The 18,622-nt window shown below is 38.4% G+C and carries 14 protein-coding genes; 7 read left to right on the top strand and 7 right to left on the bottom strand.

Annotated features, from left to right (window positions below):
- The first annotated feature begins 12 nt into the window (after positions 1-12).
- The 3 genes from lolA (at position 13) to serS (ending at position 3,386) form a co-directional block, all read left to right on the top strand.
- The gene (gene lolA, locus DK865_RS04515) at positions 13-621 is read left to right on the top strand and encodes an outer membrane lipoprotein chaperone LolA (RefSeq protein ID WP_036912176.1); all 609 of its coding nucleotides are present in this window, start codon (positions 13-15) and stop codon (positions 619-621) included.
- A gap of 7 nt (positions 622-628) precedes the next feature.
- A complete protein-coding gene (locus DK865_RS04510; RefSeq protein ID WP_036912295.1) occupies positions 629-1,978 on the top strand; it encodes a replication-associated recombination protein A in 1,350 nt (449 codons plus the stop codon).
- 118 nt (positions 1,979-2,096) lie between these two features.
- Positions 2,097-3,386, top strand: coding sequence for a serine--tRNA ligase (gene serS / locus DK865_RS04505; protein ID WP_109391333.1), 1,290 nt, complete (start codon positions 2,097-2,099; stop codon positions 3,384-3,386).
- A gap of 112 nt (positions 3,387-3,498) precedes the next feature.
- Here the strand turns inward: serS and DK865_RS04500 are convergent, their stop codons facing one another.
- On the bottom strand, positions 3,499-3,852 hold the full coding sequence (locus DK865_RS04500) for a hypothetical protein (protein ID WP_109391332.1): 354 nt from the start codon (positions 3,850-3,852) through the stop codon (positions 3,499-3,501).
- 395 nt (positions 3,853-4,247) lie between these two features.
- Between DK865_RS04500 and allD the strand changes: the two genes are divergently transcribed.
- On the top strand, positions 4,248-5,297 hold the full coding sequence (gene allD / locus DK865_RS04495; protein WP_023581310.1) for an ureidoglycolate dehydrogenase: 1,050 nt from the start codon (positions 4,248-4,250) through the stop codon (positions 5,295-5,297).
- An 86-nt stretch (positions 5,298-5,383) separates the two neighbouring features.
- On the opposite strand, the gene DK865_RS04490 is transcribed toward allD, so the two are convergent.
- From DK865_RS04490 to ycaO, 5 genes are all read right to left on the bottom strand, one after another.
- Positions 5,384-6,271, bottom strand: a complete 888-nt coding sequence (locus DK865_RS04490; protein WP_036912179.1) for a BPSS1780 family membrane protein — start codon at positions 6,269-6,271, stop codon at positions 5,384-5,386.
- Positions 6,272-6,553: 282 nt separating this feature from the next.
- A complete protein-coding gene (gene pflA, locus DK865_RS04485) occupies positions 6,554-7,294 on the bottom strand; it encodes a pyruvate formate lyase 1-activating protein (RefSeq protein ID WP_023581312.1) in 741 nt (246 codons plus the stop codon).
- A 108-nt stretch (positions 7,295-7,402) separates the two neighbouring features.
- A complete protein-coding gene (pflB, locus tag DK865_RS04480) occupies positions 7,403-9,685 on the bottom strand; it encodes a formate C-acetyltransferase (protein WP_023581313.1) in 2,283 nt (760 codons plus the stop codon).
- A 54-nt stretch (positions 9,686-9,739) separates the two neighbouring features.
- Positions 9,740-10,594 (bottom strand): formate transporter FocA, encoded by an 855-nt coding sequence (gene focA / locus DK865_RS04475; RefSeq protein WP_023581314.1) that lies wholly within the window; start codon positions 10,592-10,594, stop codon positions 9,740-9,742.
- 672 nt (positions 10,595-11,266) lie between these two features.
- Complete coding sequence (gene ycaO / locus DK865_RS04470) at positions 11,267-13,024, bottom strand: 30S ribosomal protein S12 methylthiotransferase accessory factor YcaO (RefSeq protein WP_109391331.1); 1,758 nt, start codon at positions 13,022-13,024, stop codon at positions 11,267-11,269.
- A 228-nt stretch (positions 13,025-13,252) separates the two neighbouring features.
- On the opposite strand from ycaO, the gene ansB reads away from it, so the two are divergent.
- The gene (gene ansB, locus DK865_RS04465; RefSeq protein WP_023581316.1) at positions 13,253-14,290 is read left to right on the top strand and encodes an L-asparaginase 2; all 1,038 of its coding nucleotides are present in this window, start codon (positions 13,253-13,255) and stop codon (positions 14,288-14,290) included.
- A gap of 67 nt (positions 14,291-14,357) precedes the next feature.
- Here the strand turns inward: ansB and DK865_RS04460 are convergent, their stop codons facing one another.
- The gene (locus tag DK865_RS04460) at positions 14,358-15,788 is read right to left on the bottom strand and encodes an MFS transporter (RefSeq protein ID WP_109391330.1); all 1,431 of its coding nucleotides are present in this window, start codon (positions 15,786-15,788) and stop codon (positions 14,358-14,360) included.
- Positions 15,789-15,924: 136 nt separating this feature from the next.
- Here DK865_RS04460 and serC point away from each other — a divergent pair, with 136 nt between their 5' ends.
- Together serC and aroA are read left to right on the top strand one after the other, a co-directional pair.
- Positions 15,925-17,013, top strand: a complete 1,089-nt coding sequence (gene serC / locus DK865_RS04455; protein ID WP_023581318.1) for a 3-phosphoserine/phosphohydroxythreonine transaminase — start codon at positions 15,925-15,927, stop codon at positions 17,011-17,013.
- Between the two features lie 200 nt (positions 17,014-17,213).
- A complete protein-coding gene (gene aroA, locus DK865_RS04450; protein WP_023581319.1) occupies positions 17,214-18,500 on the top strand; it encodes a 3-phosphoshikimate 1-carboxyvinyltransferase in 1,287 nt (428 codons plus the stop codon).
- The last annotated feature ends 122 nt before the right edge of the window (positions 18,501-18,622 follow it).

The raw sequence follows: 18,622 nt of genomic DNA, 5'->3' as shown, positions 1-18,622 counted from the left end.
GAGGCTTGTAGAATGAAAAAAGTATTATTTGCAGTGTGTGCGATGACATTAATAAGTAGCCAAGCCGCTTGGGCTGATGCACGTCAGGATTTGCAACAACGATTAAATAAAGTAAATAGTTTTCAAGCAAACTTTAGTCAAACCGTGACCAGCAATGAAGGCTCGCTTATCCAAAAAGGCGAAGGCAGTTTAAAAGTACAACGTCCGGATTTGTTTAATTGGCAAATGACAGCACCAGATGAGAGCACATTGATCTCTGATGGTAAAACATTGTGGTTTTACAATCCTTTTGTCGAGCAAGTTACGGCAACTTGGCTTGAAAGTGCCACAACCAATACGCCTTTTATGCTGATTGCTCGAAATGACAGTAAAGAGTGGCAAAACTATGACGTAAAACAGTCAGGAGATCGTTTTGAGTTAACCCCTAAAGTCGAAAATAACTTAAAACATTTTACGATAACTGTATTACCTAACGGGCAAATTCAGCAATTTGCAGCTACGGAACAAGACGGTCAAGTAAGCAATTATCAATTGACTGCACAGACTGTTGCACCTATCGATGCATCTGCGTTTCGCTTTACACCTCCAGCGGGTGTGACTGTGGATGACCAACGTCAGTGAGGATACTTTGAGTAATTTATCACTCGATTTTTCACGCAATGAGTTCCAACCTTTAGCCGCAAGAATGCGACCTGAAACGTTGGAACAATATATCGGACAAACTCATTTACTTGCTGAAGGTAAACCATTACCCCGAGCGATTAAAGCGGGTCAATTGCATTCCATGATCTTATGGGGACCGCCTGGTACGGGTAAAACTACCCTTGCTGAGATCATTGGTCGCTATGCGCAAGCTGATATAGAACGATTATCTGCGGTGACATCGGGTATTAAAGAAATTAGAGAATCTATTGAAATTGCGCGCCAAAACCGCAATGCAGGACGTAGAACGATCCTGTTTGTTGATGAAGTTCATCGTTTTAATAAGAGTCAACAAGATGCCTTTTTGCCTCATATCGAAGACGGTACGATCACTTTTATTGGTGCAACAACAGAAAATCCCTCTTTTGAATTAAATTCTGCGTTGCTATCTAGAGCAAGAGTTTATCTATTACGTTCATTAACCGAAGCTGATATTGAGCAAGTGCTACAACAAGCGTTGGACGATCCCGAGCGGGGATTAGGTGGGCGTAATATTATTCTGCCAAATGATACCCGCAAAATGATTGCACAATTGGTTAATGGTGATGCGCGTCGTTCATTAAATTTGCTTGAAATGATGGCGGATATCGCTGAAGTTGATAATCAAGGAAAACGTGTATTAACACCGGCATTACTGACAGAAATCAGTGGTGAACGAAGTGCTCGTTTTGATAATAAAGGTGATCGTTTTTACGATCTTATTTCTGCATTACATAAATCAGTTAGGGGGTCCGCACCTGATGCTGCACTTTATTGGTATGCAAGGATCATAACAGCAGGTGGCGATCCGCTCTATGTTGCTCGTCGCTTATTGGCGATCGCATCAGAAGATGTGGGAAATGCTGACCCTCGCGCGATGCAAGTGGCAATTGCTGCATGGGATTGTTTTACGCGTGTAGGTCCCGCAGAAGGTGAACGTGCTATTGCACAAGCCATTGTGTATCTGGCTTGTGCGCCAAAAAGTAATGCTGTTTATACCGCATTCAAAGCCGCCATTGCTGATGCTAAAAGTAAACCTGATTATGATGTGCCTGAACATTTGCGTAATGCACCAACAAAATTAATGAAGGAAATGGGGCTTGGCGCTGAATATCGTTATGCTCATGATGAGCCTAATGCTTATGCAGCCGGAGAGGTCTATTTTCCTAAAGAAATGGCAAATACGCAGTACTATTACCCAGTAAAAAGAGGGTTAGAGATCAAGGTTGCAGAGAAATTAGACTGGCTTTCTCAACAAGATCAAAATAGTGTTACAAAACGCTATCGCAAAATGTAAAGATGCGGTAAGGTTATTAAATTATCATTAATTTCTTAACTATGCCTTGTCTCAGATATCTTTTTTATAAGATAGGAGAGAAGGTTTTTATTAATCTATCAATAAGCACAGGATAAGCATGCTCGATCCAAATCTACTGCGTAATGAGCTAGACGCGGTCGCCGAAAAACTGGCTCGCAGGGGGTTCACCCTCGATGTGGAAAAAATCCGTCAACAAGAAGAACGCCGTAAGGTGTTACAAGTTGAAACTGAATCCCTGCAAGCAGAACGTAATTCTCGATCGAAGTCCATTGGTGCGGCAAAAGCGCGTGGTGAAGATATTGAGCCACTTCGTCAAGAAGTTAACCTGTTAGGTGAAAAACTTGAAGCTGCAAAAGCCGAACTTGAGGTGCTTCAAGCGGAAATTCGTGATTACGTTTTAACGATCCCAAACATGCCAGATGATGCTGTTCCAAATGGTAAAGATGACAGCGAGAACGTTGAAGTTTCTCGTTGGGGGACACCAAAGACTTATGATTTTGAATTAAAAGATCATGTGACTTTAGGTGAACTAACGGATGGTTTAGATTTTGCTTCTGCGGTGAAAATCACCGGTTCACGTTTTGTTGTGATGAAAGGTCAAGTTGCGCGTTTACATCGTGCTATCACTCAATTTATGCTGAATCTGCACACAGAAGAGCACGGCTACCAAGAAATGTATGTTCCTTACTTGGTTAACCACGCAACGCTGTACGGTACAGGTCAGTTACCTAAATTTAGTGAAGATTTATTCCACACTAAACCATTAGAAGAAGAAGCAGAAAGCCAATACGCGCTTATTCCAACAGCGGAAGTGCCTGTGACTAATATGGTAAGAGACGTTATTCTTGAAGAAGACGACTTACCGTTGAAAATGACAGCTCACACGCCATGTTTCCGTTCAGAAGCGGGCTCTTATGGTCGTGATACTCGTGGTCTTATTCGTATGCACCAATTTGATAAAGTTGAGCTAGTTCAGATTGCTCATCCTGAAAAATCAATGGAAGCATTAGAAGAGCTAACTGGTCACGCTGAAAAAGTGCTGCAATTACTGAATCTACCTTACCGTAAAGTTGTGCTTTGTACTGGCGATATGGGCTTTGGTTCACGTAAGACTTACGACTTAGAAGTTTGGGTTCCAGCTCAAAATACTTACCGTGAGATTTCTTCATGTTCGAATATGTGGGATTTCCAAGCACGTCGTATGCAAGCACGTTTCCGCGCTAAAGGTGATAAGAAAACACAACTTGTTCATACTTTAAATGGTTCTGGCTTAGCAGTTGGTCGTACTTTAGTGGCAATTATGGAAAACTATCAAATGGCTGATGGTCGTATTGAAATTCCAGAAGTGTTACGCCCATATATGAACGGTTTAGAATATATCGGTTAATTATTATCTATTTAACTGAGTATTACTAATTTAACCCTCTGCTTAGGCAGGGGGTTTTTTGTTTAAATGACCTAAAAATGATAAGAGACAAGATGGCTTAATTATTAATGTTCTATATATTTTGAGTGTTCTTTGAATGAGGTTCTGATAAAAACGGTAATAGGTCAAAAAAGGTCTCTATTTTTCTTTCATCAGTCATATTGACAAAATCATCCATTGCAATTTCTATATAATCGATAGTGTTATTATAAATAGTAAACTTATACATTAAATGCCCACTCCAACTACGGTGAACATAGACACAGTTTTCTATACTATAAGAAAGCCATTTATCTTCCATACATTCAGGCTGCCAACCATTTAATATATTTCTTTCAGCATCTTCAGTTAGAGAATAATTAATATAATGAATTAATGGTGTTTTTTCAAAATACTTTAAATTCTTCAATATTTCTTTATTTATCATTTTGTTTATTCCATAAATAATAATTATTATGATAGATTACTGAAATAAATCTAAATGTTCAAAAGGAATGTATAAAAACTTAGCTCCATTAATATAAGGAGATAAATCATAATATTTTGCAAAAATAACAGATTGTTGCTTATGTTTTACGATTAATAAAAAATATTCTTAATATTCTCTCAATATCGTTATAACGCATAGAATTAATAGATTGATTATAAAAAAAATCTTATTAAATAATAGGTGATTGAATAAAAATATAACGCAATCCGCCATTGGTTAAACTGATCACGGCAGATCCTATTTATGCTGTTAAATTAGACCTATCGCTCGAATTTACCTCTGTTAATTTATACATTTCTATGTAATTAGAACCCTACAAAAGAGCATATTCTATGATAGTTTCTAAACAGCAGTTACATCTATTAATCAAAAATAAATTACATCATGCAGGATTGAGTGAGTCTCATGCGGATACGGTGGCTGATGTCTTAGTCCATGCTGATGCCAAAGGCATTCATTCTCATGGTGCGGTTCGTGTGGAATATTATGCAGAGCGGATCAGTAAAGGTGGTACAAATACCGCCCCTGATTTTACTTATACGGAAACAGGGCCATGTAGCGCTGTATTTGATGGTGATAATGGTGCAGGACATGTTGCAGCGAAAGATGCAATGGAACGCGCAATTAAAATGGCACAAGAGAAGGGCGTTGCAGTTGTTGGTGTAAGACGAATTGGTCATAGCGGCGCACTGTCTTACTTTGTTGAACAAGCATCACAGGCAGGTATGGTTGGTATTTCGTTGTGCCAATCTGATCCTATGGTTGTTCCTTTTGGTGGCTCAGAAGTCTATTACGGCACTAATCCTATCGCTTTTTCAGCGCCTGGAGTGGACGATAAACATATTACATTTGATATGGCGACAACGGTGCAGGCATGGGGCAAGGTACTCGATGCGCGTTCACGGCATGCCGATATTCCCGATACTTGGGCTGTCGATAAAAGTGGTAAACCTACGACAGATCCCTTTGCAGTAAAAGGTTTATTACCTATTGCGGGGCCTAAAGGATATGGTTTAATGATGATGGTTGATGTGTTGTCCGGGATCTTGCTAGGGCTTCCTTTTGGTAAACATGTCAGTTCGATGTATCACGATTTAACACAGGGGCGAGAGCTAGGTCAATTACATATTGTAATTAATCCCGCTTTCTTTACTGATGCAATATTATTTAGAGAACATATCTCACAGGTTATGGGTGAATTAAATGCCATTAAGCCTGCACCGAATGTAGATAAAGTTCTCTATCCTGGTGAGAATAGTCAAATAGAAGAACAAAGAAGTGCAAAGGAAGGTATTGAGATTGTTGATGAAATTTATGACTATTTAATATCTGATGCGCTTTACAATAAATCTTATGATAATAAAAATCCGTTTGCAGATTAATAATATTTATTATTAGATAATAAAAAGCAGTAGATGAGATTACTCCAGTTCTACTGCTTTTTTATTTAGGCTAGTTAACGCTAAGATTAGCTTACTAATTTTCCAATATTGGATTCAGCGGTTTTATTTAGAGAAATGGTACCATTTCCACCGATACCACCGTTATTTCCTTGGTTTCCTATATTATGGTGATAAAAAATATCACGATAAGAACCATACATCGCTGTATAGGAAAGAGGGATGGTAATAAGTAACCCTAAACCAAATGGAATAACACTAATAGCAAGAATAAAGAACAGTAAAATAAAGAAGAAGAAACCACCAGATAAGTTTATTTTTACTGCTGCAAGGCTCGCTTTAACTGCAGGAAGTGCTTTATAACCATTGACTAATACTAGCGCAGGAACAAACCAATAGGCAGCAGTACTTAACGCACCAAAAATAGCGATAATAATAAAAAATAATGTAAACCCAGATGAGTTATCTACCATCATTTCAGCAATAATTTCTTCAGGATAATCACTATTAATCGCATAAATAATATCCATCATAGCGGCGCTACTGACGAGAATAGCAAGAATAATACCAGCAAGTAAAATTAGGAAACTAATACCATAAGCGCCCATCAAGCTAAGGTAACGCTTGTTATAAAAACCAAAGAATAAAGTATCAACATCAATACGTTGAGTCTCATATTGTTGATGAGCAATTGCCACGACACCAGCGGCTAATACAGTCGTAACAAAAGGTGATATGATGGGACCAATTAGCGGAATAAATCCAAGAATGGTCGATATAATAAGACTAACGATAAAGTAGATAATAATAACGCCTATCCACATCCAAAAACGTTCTTTTATTAAATCCCATCCCAGTCCTAACCAGCGAACACCGCCTGAGGCACCTCGTGCTTGAGGAATAGGCGTAAATACCTCTTGTGGTTCTGTTTGCGATGAATTGTTGTCTTGTTCCATTTCCTGTACCTTAATCCCAATATCTTTGTTTATAAATATAAGCTTTCTATAATATCTTTTTGTTTTGTTACTAATCAACTGCATTAAAGCTAATATAGGTTAAGGATAATCTTATTATGCGTATTTTTACTGTGGGAACCGTCCTTCTTTAATTAATATGAAATAAGTTAACTTCCTCTAATTAAAAAATAGCGTTATTTATTTTGAATATTTTTAATTATATAAAAACAAAAAGCAGCGTTTAACACCGCTGCTTCTTAAATTAAGATTAAGTAGATTAACTTAATAGATAACTTTATGGCCGTAAGACTCAAGAATGGATTTTACATTTTCCATCGTCTCTTTTGACGGTGGATGAATACCATCTAGTTTGTATTCTTCTCCTAAAGCTACCCATTTATGTTTGCCGAGTTCGTGGTAAGGAAGAAGCTCTACTTTTTCGATATTTTTCATATCTTTAATAAATTCGCCTAACCGATGAGCAGAATCATCATCATCAGACCAACCTGGTACAACTACATAACGAACCCATGTTTTTTGGCCTCGTTTTGCTAAATAACGTGCGAATTCAAGCGTACGCTGGTTTGATACACCAACCAGTTTTTGGTGGATCTCATCATTGACTTGTTTTAGATCGAGCATCACTAAGTCAGTGGCATCCATTAATTCATCAATAACCGGATCGTAACGACGAACAAAGCCGTTAGTATCTAGGCACGTATGGATGTTTTCTTTTTGACATGCACGAAACCAATCACGCACAAACTCTGCTTGCAAAATTGCTTCGCCACCCGAAGCAGTAACACCGCCGCCAGAAGCATTCATAAAATGACGATAGGTAACCGCCTCTTTCATTAGTTCATCAACTGTGACGATTTGCCCACCATGAGTATCCCATGTGTCACGGTTGTGACAATAGAGGCATCTCATTAGGCATCCTTGAAAGAAAACAATGAAACGTATTCCGGGACCGTCAACAGTACCGCAGGATTCGAATGAGTGGATACGACCAAGTACGGACATAACAGGGTTACTCCAAAACTGTCTAATAAAAAGGCCCCAAAGTAGGGGCCTTTATTCTAAGCGATTTTATCTACTTTCTCAGTAAATAAATGCATATAGTTATCTTTATTACATTGTTTGTGTAAATGTACGAGTGATAACGTCTTGCTGTTGCTCTTTAGTCAGTGAGTTAAAGCGAACGGCATAACCAGAAACACGGATAGTTAACTGAGGATATTTCTCAGGATCTTCCATTGCTTCTAACAGCATTTCACGATTCATCACGTTAACGTTCAGGTGTTGACCACCTTCGATGCCTGCTTCGTGGTGGAAGTAACCATCCATCAGACCAGCAAGGTTTGCCTTACGAACATCATCATCTTTACCTAATGCATTAGGTACGATTGAGAAGGTGTAAGAAATACCATCTTTCGCATAAGCAAATGGCAGTTTCGCAACAGAAGTCAGAGAAGCTACCGCACCTTTTTGGTCACGACCGTGCATTGGGTTAGCACCTGGTCCGAATGGTGCACCTGCACGGCGACCGTCTGGCGTGTTACCTGTTTTCTTACCGTAAACAACGTTTGAAGTGATAGTCAGGATTGACTGTGTAGGTACCGCATTACGGTATGTACGCAGTTTCTGAATTTTCTTCATGAAACGTTCAACTAAGTCACAAGCGATGTCATCTACACGAGAATCGTTGTTACCGAATTGTGGGTATTCGCCATCAATTTTGAAGTCAATCGCTAAGCCGTTTTCATCACGGATTGGAGAAACTTTGGCATATTTGATTGCAGACAGTGAGTCAGCAGCAACAGACAGACCTGCGATACCACATGCCATTGTACGATATACATCACGATCATGAAGCGCCATCAGAGCTGCTTCATAGCTGTATTTATCGTGCATATAGTGGATAACGTTCAGCGCAGTTACGTACTGAGTTGCTAACCAATCCATAAAGTGATCCATTTGGTTCATCACAGTATCGAAGTCTAATACTTCGTCCATGATTGGCGCATGTTTTGGACCTACTTGGATTTTCAGTTTTTCGTCAACACCACCATTGATGGTATACAGTAAGGTTTTCGCTAAGTTTGCACGAGCACCGAAGAACTGCATTTGTTTACCAACAACCATTGGGCTAACACAACATGCGATTGCATAGTCATCGCTGTCGAAGTCAGGACGCATTAAGTCATCATTTTCGTACTGGATTGAAGACGTATCGATTGAGACTTTCGCTGCGTATTTTTTGAAGTTGATAGGCAGTTGTTCTGACCACAGGATGGTCATGTTTGGTTCTGGTGATGGACCCATTGTGTACAGGGTATTTAAGAAACGGAAAGTATTCTTAGTTACCAGAGTACGGCCATCTAAACCCATACCAGCTAAAGATTCTGTTGCCCAGATTGGGTCACCAGAGAACAGCTCATCATATTCAGGAGTACGTAAGAAACGAACCATACGTAATTTCATGACTAAGTGGTCAATTAATTCCTGAGCTTGTTCTTCTGTCAGTAAACCTGCATCAATATCACGTTGGATGTAGATATCTAAGAAAGTAGATACACGACCAAATGACATTGCAGCACCATTTTGAGATTTAACAGCGGCTAAGTAACCGAAGTAAGTCCATTGTACTGCTTCTTTCGCGTTTTGAGCTGGGCGAGAAATATCGTAACCGTATTTCGCAGCCATTTCTTGGATTTGACCTAAAGCAGCGTGCTGCTCTGCGATTTCTTCACGCAGTTGGATAGTCATTTCCAGATCTTCGCCTTTTTCCATTCTTTCTTGTAAAGAGGTGAATTGGGCAAATTTATCTTTACGCAGGAACTCAATACCGTACAGTGCAACACGACGGTAGTCACCAATGATACGACCACGGCCATATGCATCTGGTAAACCTGTTAAGATACCAGATTTACGGCATTTCATGATGTCTGGAGTATAAACATCGAAAACGCCTTGGTTGTGAGTTTTACGGTAATCAGTAAAGATTTTTTTCAGTTCTGGGTCCAGCTCACGGTTGTAAGCGTGGCAAGAACTTTCAACCATACGGATACCACCGAATGGGATGATCGCACGTTTCAGAGGTGCATCAGTCTGTAAACCTACGATTTGTTCTAAATCTTTAGTGATGTAACCTGCATCGTGAGATGTGATAGTTGAAGCAACAGAAGTATCAAAATCAACCGGCGCATGCGTACGGTTTTCGATTTTGATGCCTTCCATAACTTGTTCCCAAAGTGTATCAGTTGCTTTAGTGGAACCTGCTAGGAAAGATTCGTCGCCTTCATATGGAGTATAGTTTTTTTGAATAAAGTCACGAACGTTAACACCGTTCTGCCATTCACCTTCAGAAAAACCTTTCCATGCTTCAGCAAATTTTTCATTTAAATCAGACATGATACTTCTACCTTTTTACAATGGAACTTAAGAAATCAGTCATATCTGCACGGATTAATGTTTGTCACCGCGCAGATGCATTAACCAGTATACCAGACCGACTAGGACTGCTCCGCCAATAATGTTACCGATAGTGACAGGTAATAAATTATCAGAGAGAAAATTTGATACAGTTAAATTTGAAAATTGTTCGGGTGATGCACCTACTTTAGTCCAGAATTCTGCTGGTGCAAAATTCTTAATAACAATACCTAAAGGAATAAGAAACATGTTAGCGATACTGTGCTCAAAACCACTAGCAACGAACATACCGATAGGTAAAATCAGTGCAAAAAGCTTATCAATCAGTGTACGACCTGCATAGCTCATCCATACTGCAAGACAAACCATTAAGTTAGCTAGAATACCTAAACAAACAGCTTCAATAAATGTGTGCTCAAGTTTATGTTGCGCAGTTTGTAAAACATTCAGCCCCCAAAGCCCATTTGCTGCCATATGCTGACCAGCAAACCACATTAAGGCGACAAAAAAGAGTGCGCCAACAAAGTTACCAAGATAGACATTTATCCAGTTAGCAAACATTTTGCCCCAAGATATCCGTCCGGTTGCTTTAGGAATAATAGTAAGAACAGTAGAGGTGAATAAATCCGCGCCACAAACGACAACGAGCATTAACCCCAGAGAGAAGCAGATCCCACCGACTAGTTTAGCCAGCCCAAAAGGAACAGATGCGGTACCTGTAGTAGCAGTAATATAAAAAACAAAAGCAATTGATATAAACATACCCGCGGTAAATGCAGATAAGTAAGTCGTTGGAATATGTTTATTTGCTTTATAACAACATGCATCATCGGCAACTTTTGCCATATCTGCAGGTGATAATAAATTAAAAGGGCTGTCAGCTTTCATACTAACACTCTCTTATATGTTGGAATAATTATAGCACGCAATAATAGTAGCAAAGGGGCTTACTTCTAAAATTGATATGGATCATGGTCGCTCATTAGAATCCCGTTTTTAGTGCGTAAAAACCCGCTATTTTTGCTATAACTATTTGATTAATAAAATAAAAAAATTTTTTAAAAATTATCAAAAAATTTTAGACTAGCTGGATAAATAAAGTAGAAAGTAAATATAAAGTATTATTTAAACCCCGTATGTTAAGAATTAAAAATCAAATTTAACGCCTTATTTACTTTTGTCATAAATATAAACATTACTTTATTTGTGGTTAATCTTTAATGATTACTCCAGACATATACCCATTATAAAAATAAGGTTTTTTAATTTTTGAGATCTGGTTAAACAAATAGCAATTTAAACTAGATTTAAGTAATATTGTTGGTGTAAAAGTTCAACATGTATTAATAGTGTCATATTAAATGCCTTAAATCGTCATTTTTGCCATATTTTGACAATTTTGTCAGATGGCAAAATTGTCATGTTGACAAATCTGTCAATATTTTATTTTGCTAAAAATAAAACACTCTACTTTTCAATAGAGTGTTTCAATTTAAATACGCGCTTATTATTCAGTTAAAATTAATGATTATTTAATAAATAACCTTAAACAAAATAGGTTTATTTAATCGATTGACGTTTTGCTTTCTGTAATTTCTCATAGGCGACAAGTAACGACTGATGAACGGGCAAATTAGCTAAATCAGGATCAATCGTTTGTAATCCGTAAAAAGCTTGCTTGCCTTGCATTGCGTTTAAGGCTGCTTGTAATGTTTTTTCGCCATACATACGAGAAAATGCATGCATATATTGTTTTGGCTCACGCTCAGTCTCTTGTTGTAATAATAAAAGATTGTGCAAACAGCGATAATAGTTTTGACGCTCTGGCGTAAATAAAGAAGCATTAAAATCTTGAGTCCATTCAACCCATACAAGTGCTTGATCAAGATCGCCACCCGCAAGTGCTAACATTGACTTTAATTCGCCTACACGTAGATGACTCCAGCCGTTATCTTTGCCCGGAGCAATGCCAATCATCTCTCTGATACGTGTAAAGTCGTCCAAACCATCTTCATCAAATTGACCAATCAGCGAAAGATACTCATCTTGAGTGCCTTGGCTTGTTGGTAGAGAAAGGATTGTGTCACGCCAATGTACACCCATAATGTTATTGGCTAATTGTAAATCTTCAGCCGGATAAATATCGGATAAACCCGGCACTAAGATACGACAAGCGTAAACACCTAAGTGTGAGTAGTCCATGATATAGACTTCGGCATCACATTGCTGGCAAAGTGACATTAAGGTGTGGAACTCTTCTTCTGTTGTACCACTGAAGTTCCAATCAACAAATGTGTAATCAGCCTCTTTCTTAAAGAGATCCCAACTAATTAAACCACTTGAATCAATAAAGTGAGTTTCAAGGTTAGTATGATCACCGACTTCTTCATCATCAAAACTTGGTGGATTAAAGACATCGAGATCTTTAAGGCTACGACCTTGCAATAATTCAGTGACAGTACGCTCTAAAGCAACCCCAAAATCAGGGTGAGCACCAAAAGAGGCAAAGCAGGTGCCATTTTGTGGGTTAAATAATACGACACAAATAACAGGGAACTGACCTCCTAAAGAGGCATCAAAGCTAAAGATTGGGAAACCTTCTTGCTCTAACGTTTCAATCGCTTCAATAACAGCAGGGTAGCGAGCTAAAACTTCTTTAGGAATTTCCGGTAAGCTAATTCTTTCAGTGATAATGCGATTTTTCACATAACGTTCGAAAACTTCAGAAAGTCCCTGAACTCGTGCTTCATTCTTTGTATTTCCTGCAGACATACCATTAGATGCATATAAGTTAGCAATAATATTTACAGGAATATAAACAGGCTTTTCATCAGATTGACGTATGAATGGCAGAGCACAAATGCCGCGATCATGATTACTTGATTGTAAATCAACTAATTCACTACCACATAACTCACCTTCAGGATCATAAAATTCGCGTAAACGTGCATCTAATAAGCCAGTAGGAACAGAATCATCTTCTGTTAGTGGGAACCATTTTTCACTGGGATAGTGAACAAATTCACCTTCTGCAATATCAGAACCTAGCCAGAAATCAGAGAAGAAATAATTAGTTGAAAGGCGTTCAAAGTATTCACCTAGTGCAGAGGCTAATGCCGCTTTTTTGCTGGCGCCTTTACCGTTAGTAAAACATAAAGGGCAATCTTTATCGCGAATATGAACAGACCAAACATTAGGAACAGGGTTTAACCATGAAGCTTCTTCAATGTTAAATCCTAAGTCGGTTAATTTTTGCTGAAAGCTAGCGATAGAATCTTCCAGTGCGGCATCTTTGCCAGGAATAAATGTTTGTGACATGGCAGGTTTCATCAATATTTTGCTGGTGATAGTTAGGGGCACATGATACTGAAATCCCCTGTAATGCACTAATAATTTCTCTCATTTACCCAAGGCTAACTATATTCATCACTCATAATTTACTTGATATATGAGTTTTTTTAATAAATTCGTTTGATTTATCACGGAATTAATAATTTTAAATCATCATAATTGGATTTATTTATAAACTCATAAAGGATCAGTTCGATGATGAAAAAAACATTGCTCGCCAGCCTGTTAGCGGTAATCAGTGGTTCTGCTTTTGCTTTACCTAATGTCACCATTTTAGCAACAGGTGGCACAATTGCTGGTGGTGGTGATTCAGCAACAACATCAAGTTATACAGCAGGTAAGTTAGGTATTGATACATTGATTAATGCCGTACCTGAGGCTAAACAAGTCGCTAATTTAAAAGGCGAGCAAGTCGTGAATATCGGCTCTCAAGATATGAATGACCAAGTATGGCTTAAGCTGGCTAATAAAATTAATGCAGATTGCGATAAAACAGACGGCTTTGTGATCACTCATGGTACTGACACCATGGAAGAAACAGCCTATTTCCTTGATTTAACCACAGCATGTAAAAAACCCGTTGTGATGGTCGGCGCAATGCGTCCAGCGACGGCATTAGGTGCTGAAGGTCCATTAAATCTTTTTAATGCGGTTGTGATTGCGAGTGATAAAGCCTCTGAAAATCGTGGTGTATTAGTGACCATGAATAATGCAGTTATCAGTGGTAAAGATGTTGTGAAAATGAACACGACTGAAGTGCAAGCATTCCAGCCTGTTAATGCAGGGGCTCAAGGTTACGTACATAACGGTAAGGTTCATTATTATACTGCGGCATTACCTCGTGCGGATAAACCTGTATTTGATGTCAGTAAACTGACTGAATTACCAAAAGTAGGTATTGTTTATAACTACTCAAATGCTTCTAATTTACCAGCAAAAGCCTTTATTGATAACGGCTACAAAGGTATTGTCAGTGCTGGTGTGGGTAACGGTAACTTATATACTGATATCTTTGATACCTTAGCCGACGGTGCTAAAAAAGGTGTTGTTGTTGTGCGTGCAAGCCGTGTACCTGTTGGTTTTACTACACAAAATGGTGAAGTGGATGATGCAAAATATGGTTTTGTTGCATCAGAGCGCTTAAACCCACAAAAAGCAAGAGTGTTACTCCAGTTATCACTGACTGAAACACAAGATCCAGCGAAGATCCAAGAAAATTTCGAAAAGTATTAATTTAAAAACGTTTGAATAATAACAAGGCCTCATTAATGAGGCTTTGTTATTTTTAAAGAGTAGCTGGCTAATTTGTTTTGGCTCTAGAGACAACAACTCTTGCTGTAAAGAAAGCAATGAATGGTGTTATCGCAAAAACAATAAAGAGCCAATGTGCAGCATTTTGAGCGCCTATTATACCCCCCGGATCTGTTAACCCTGCCATATTAACCACAGTCCCAGAAATAGATGCACCAACAGCCGTTGAAAATAATTGGATAGTGGTAATGGATGTAGCTGCTTTTTGAGCTTCTTGTCCCTGAGAAACGTGTAAAACACGGGTTAAATAATGAGGCCATGCCATACCAATTCCGGCACCAGTAAAGAAGAGGGCTATACAAATAATGATAATTTGCCCATAAGGTATGATTAGAACATTAGAGATAAATAAACCCAGGATCACAATGGCTACAAAGTTAATCATTGGACCAAAACGCATTAATCTCTGAGCAGTAGACGGTTTACTTGATGAAGACATAATGGCAGAGAAAGACCAACCGGCACCCACTAATGCCGCTAAATAACCGGAAAGCAATGGGGTAATATTATGGATGATTTGCAAGAAATAGGGCACAAAGACTTCTGTTTGTACACTGATCCCTAATAAAGCCATGGTGAGATATATTGGTGCTAATGGTGCAGAAAAAGAAAATGTTCCTTTAGGAAATAAGCCATCATTTGATTTTTTATCAATATTGACTAACAGTAAAATAAAGATAAAAGCAAATACAAAGGATAACGTGTTATATAAAATAACGTTATAAAGACTACCAATAGAAATAGATAATACAGCAAGCATTAATAAAATAAGCTGTTGATAAGGTAATGGGGTCTTCGCAACAATATTATCACTATTATTTTCGGTGGGAAGAATAGTAAATAATAAAATAGTGTAAGGAATACCTACAAATAAAATAGACCAAAATGCACCACGCCAAACATCATATTCAGCAAAGATCCCGCCTAGTGCGGGGCCTAATAATGTTGATATCCCCCACATGCTAGACATTAATGCCATCGCTCTAGACCAAAGCGGTTGAGGAAACATGACTCGGACAAGAGAGTAAGCAAGTGCTAGCAACATTCCTCCGCCGGCCCCTTGAATAAATCGCCCTAAAAGTAATATCGGCATTGAAGGAGCCGTTGCACAAATAACAGAACCTGCTAAAAAGCAAATTGTGGCAAAAAGATAGCTATTGCGAGGTGCCAATATACTCAGTAATCGTGAAGTTAATGCAGAAGAGAGAATTGAAGCCAGAATAAAAACAGTGGTGTTCCATGCATATAAATTAAGCCCTCCAATATCACGTACAATGGAAGGTAGCGTTGTGATCGTAATATAGACATTAATTGCGTGTAATGCGACACCTCCTGCTAAAGCGAGCGATTTTAGACTATTTTTTCCATGAAGAAGCATTCCCCAGCTTGCTTCTTCTTTTTTATTTACACTCCCCGACATAAAACACTCCTAACCATTATTTTTATGCTCTGCATATTATGCGTTAGTTCACAATAATCATTGCGCCAATTTAACGGGAATGATACAACCGATAAAGGTCATTTTGTAAAAACATATTCAGATAGGGTGAATTTGAATGAGTCAGGTATATAACTTTAGTGCAGGTCCGGCTATGTTACCGGCAGAAGTCCTTCGTCGTGCAGAATTAGAATTATGCAACTGGCATGAACTTGGGCGTTCGGTTATGGAAATTAGCCACCGCAGTAAAGAGTTTCTTGAAGTTGCTCATCAGGCAGAACAAGATCTTCGCGATCTTCTCAATGTGCCAGAAAACTACAAAATTCTTTTTTGCCACGGTGGTGCTCGAGGCCATTTTGCTGCTCTACCTCTCAATTTATTAGGCGATAAAGTAAGTGCTGATTATATTGATGGTGGTTATTGGGCTAAAAGTGCAGCCGAAGAAGCTGAAAAATATTGCTCGCCAAATATTATTAAAATTAAAACAGAAGTTGATGGCAAAATTGGTGTTAAACCAATGAAAGAGTGGCAATTAAGCGCGGATGCCGCTTATGTGCATTATTGCCCAAATGAAACCATTGATGGTATTGCCATTCATGAAGAGCCAGATTTTGATGACAGTAAAATTGTTATTGCTGACTATTCATCTTCTATTTTATCTCAACCGATTGATGTTAGCCGTTTTGGTGTTATCTATGCGGGGGCACAAAAGAATATTGGTCCTGCGGGTTTAACAATTGTCATTATTCGTGAAGATCTATTAGGTAAAGCACGCAAAGAAACACCTTCCGTGTTTGATTACACTGTGCTTGCTGAAAATGACTCCATGTTTAATACGCCACCTACCTTTGCTTGGTATTTATCAGGTATGGTCTTTAAATGGCTGAAAGAGCAAGGTGGTTTACAAGAGATGGCAAAACGTAACTATGAAAAAGCGGCGTTGCTTTATAGTGCAATTGATAACAGTGATTTCTATATCAATCGTATTGCCACAGAAAATCGTTCACTAATGAATGTACCTTTCCAAATGTCTTCTCCTGAGCTAGATTCTGTATTCTTAAAAGAGGCAGAAGCACAAGGCTTAGTTGCATTAAAAGGTCACCGTGTATCAGGTGGTATGCGTGCTTCAATTTATAACGCAATGCCATTGGAAGGTGTTCAAGCATTAGTTGACTTTATGGCTGATTTTGAACGTCGCCATGCGTAATAAATAAAATCTAGAATGAGAAAGCCTGCTTAAAATACAGGTTTTCTTATTTTATTCAATATTTAAGATGTTAATAATTAAAATTGAATTACTGAGTACAGAATTAATAAATAAAAATATAAGTACTTAAATAAATTGATATTTAATCAAATAGCATCCCCCCGCTTAAATAACTTGTTTATTGGAGTTTCTACCTGTTTATGGAATCGTTAACATTACAACCTATTGCTCATATTGAAGGTGTTATTAATTTACCAGGATCAAAAAGTGTCTCTAACCGTGCATTGTTATTAGCCGCTTTAGCTAAAGGTAAAACGCGTCTAACCAACTTACTCGATAGTGATGATATTCGTCATATGTTGAATGCATTAAAAGCATTAGGTGTGAAATATCACTTATCAAATAATAATACGGTATGTGATATTGAGGGGCTAGGCGGGGAATTTAAAACTCATTCACCATTAGAGCTCTTTTTAGGTAATGCAGGTACAGCAATGCGCCCATTGGCGGCGGCATTAAACCTCGGTCAGCATGATATTATTCTTACTGGTGAACCTCGTATGAAAGAGCGCCCAATTGGGCATTTAGTTGATGCTTTACGTCAGGGGGGCGCAAAAATTGACTACCTTGAACAAACGGATTATCCACCAATTCGTTTACGTGGTGGTTTTTTAGGCGGTCATGTTGAGGTTGATGGTAGTGTTTCTAGCCAATTTTTGACAGCATTGTTAATGACGGCGCCTTTAGCTGAGCAAGATACGATGATTACCATTAAAGGTGAATTAGTATCAAAACCTTACATTGATATTACCTTAGCATTAATTAATACCTTTGGTGGAAAAATTGAAAATCAAGACTACCAACGCTTTGTTATAAAAGGTGGGCAGCAATATCAATCACCAGAAAAGTACCTTGTAGAAGGTGATGCTTCATCGGCTTCTTACTTTTTAGCTGCGGCTGCTATTAAAGGCGGTACTGTGCGAGTTACAGGTATAGGTAAAAATAGCTTACAAGGGGATATTCATTTTGCTTCTGTGCTTGAAAAAATGGGCGCCAAAGTACGATGGGGTGACGACTATATTGAGTGTGAACGTGGAACGTTAAAAGGCATTGATATGGATATGAATACTATCCCTGATGCAGCAATGACCATTGCTACTACGGCACTTTTTGCTGAAGGCGAAACGGTTATCCGCAATATTTATAACTGGCGCGTAAAAGAAACTGACCGATTAGCCGCAATGGCTACAGAGCTACAAAAAGTAGGGGCGATTGTTGAAGAAGGACATGACTATTTAAAAGTAACGCCACCAAAACAGTTAACCACTGCGGATATCGAAACGTACAATGATCACCGCATTGCAATGTGCTTTTCGTTGGTAGCGCTTTCAGATACGCCAATTACTATCCTTGATCCAGGGTGTACTGCGAAAACCTTCCCCGATTATTTTGAGAAATTAGAAACACTTTCTCAACGTAATAATTAATGTAAAAATCATTAATTAAAATGAGTCAAAATTAAATCAGTTAAATCGGTAGTATTGGACTTTTTGAAGAACAATACTGCTGATTTTTTATTATCACCAGATTAAATTTTCTAAAAAATACA

It is taken from the genome of Proteus cibi (assembly GCF_003144405.1).
Lineage (GTDB): Bacteria > Pseudomonadota > Gammaproteobacteria > Enterobacterales > Enterobacteriaceae > Proteus > Proteus cibi.
This window is presented reverse-complemented; position numbering and strand designations above follow the sequence as displayed.

Bases quoted from the DNA above. Each gene is read 5' to 3' on its own strand.
- lolA (WP_036912176.1), top strand. From the start codon at position 13: ATGAAAAAAGTATTATTTGCAGTGTGTGCGATGACATTAATAAGTAGC.
- serS (WP_109391333.1), top strand. From the start codon at position 2,097: ATGCTCGATCCAAATCTACTGCGTAATGAGCTAGACGCGGTCGCCGAA.
- DK865_RS04500 (WP_109391332.1), bottom strand. From the start codon at position 3,852: ATGATAAATAAAGAAATATTGAAGAATTTAAAGTATTTTGAAAAAACA.
- allD (WP_023581310.1), top strand. From the start codon at position 4,248: ATGATAGTTTCTAAACAGCAGTTACATCTATTAATCAAAAATAAATTA.
- DK865_RS04490 (WP_036912179.1), bottom strand. From the start codon at position 6,271: ATGGAACAAGACAACAATTCATCGCAAACAGAACCACAAGAGGTATTT.
- pflA (WP_023581312.1), bottom strand. From the start codon at position 7,294: ATGTCCGTACTTGGTCGTATCCACTCATTCGAATCCTGCGGTACTGTT.
- pflB (WP_023581313.1), bottom strand. From the start codon at position 9,685: ATGTCTGATTTAAATGAAAAATTTGCTGAAGCATGGAAAGGTTTTTCT.
- focA (WP_023581314.1), bottom strand. From the start codon at position 10,594: ATGAAAGCTGACAGCCCTTTTAATTTATTATCACCTGCAGATATGGCA.
- ycaO (WP_109391331.1), bottom strand. From the start codon at position 13,024: ATGTCACAAACATTTATTCCTGGCAAAGATGCCGCACTGGAAGATTCT.
- ansB (WP_023581316.1), top strand. From the start codon at position 13,253: ATGATGAAAAAAACATTGCTCGCCAGCCTGTTAGCGGTAATCAGTGGT.
- DK865_RS04460 (WP_109391330.1), bottom strand. From the start codon at position 15,788: ATGTCGGGGAGTGTAAATAAAAAAGAAGAAGCAAGCTGGGGAATGCTT.
- serC (WP_023581318.1), top strand. From the start codon at position 15,925: ATGAGTCAGGTATATAACTTTAGTGCAGGTCCGGCTATGTTACCGGCA.
- aroA (WP_023581319.1), top strand. From the start codon at position 17,214: ATGGAATCGTTAACATTACAACCTATTGCTCATATTGAAGGTGTTATT.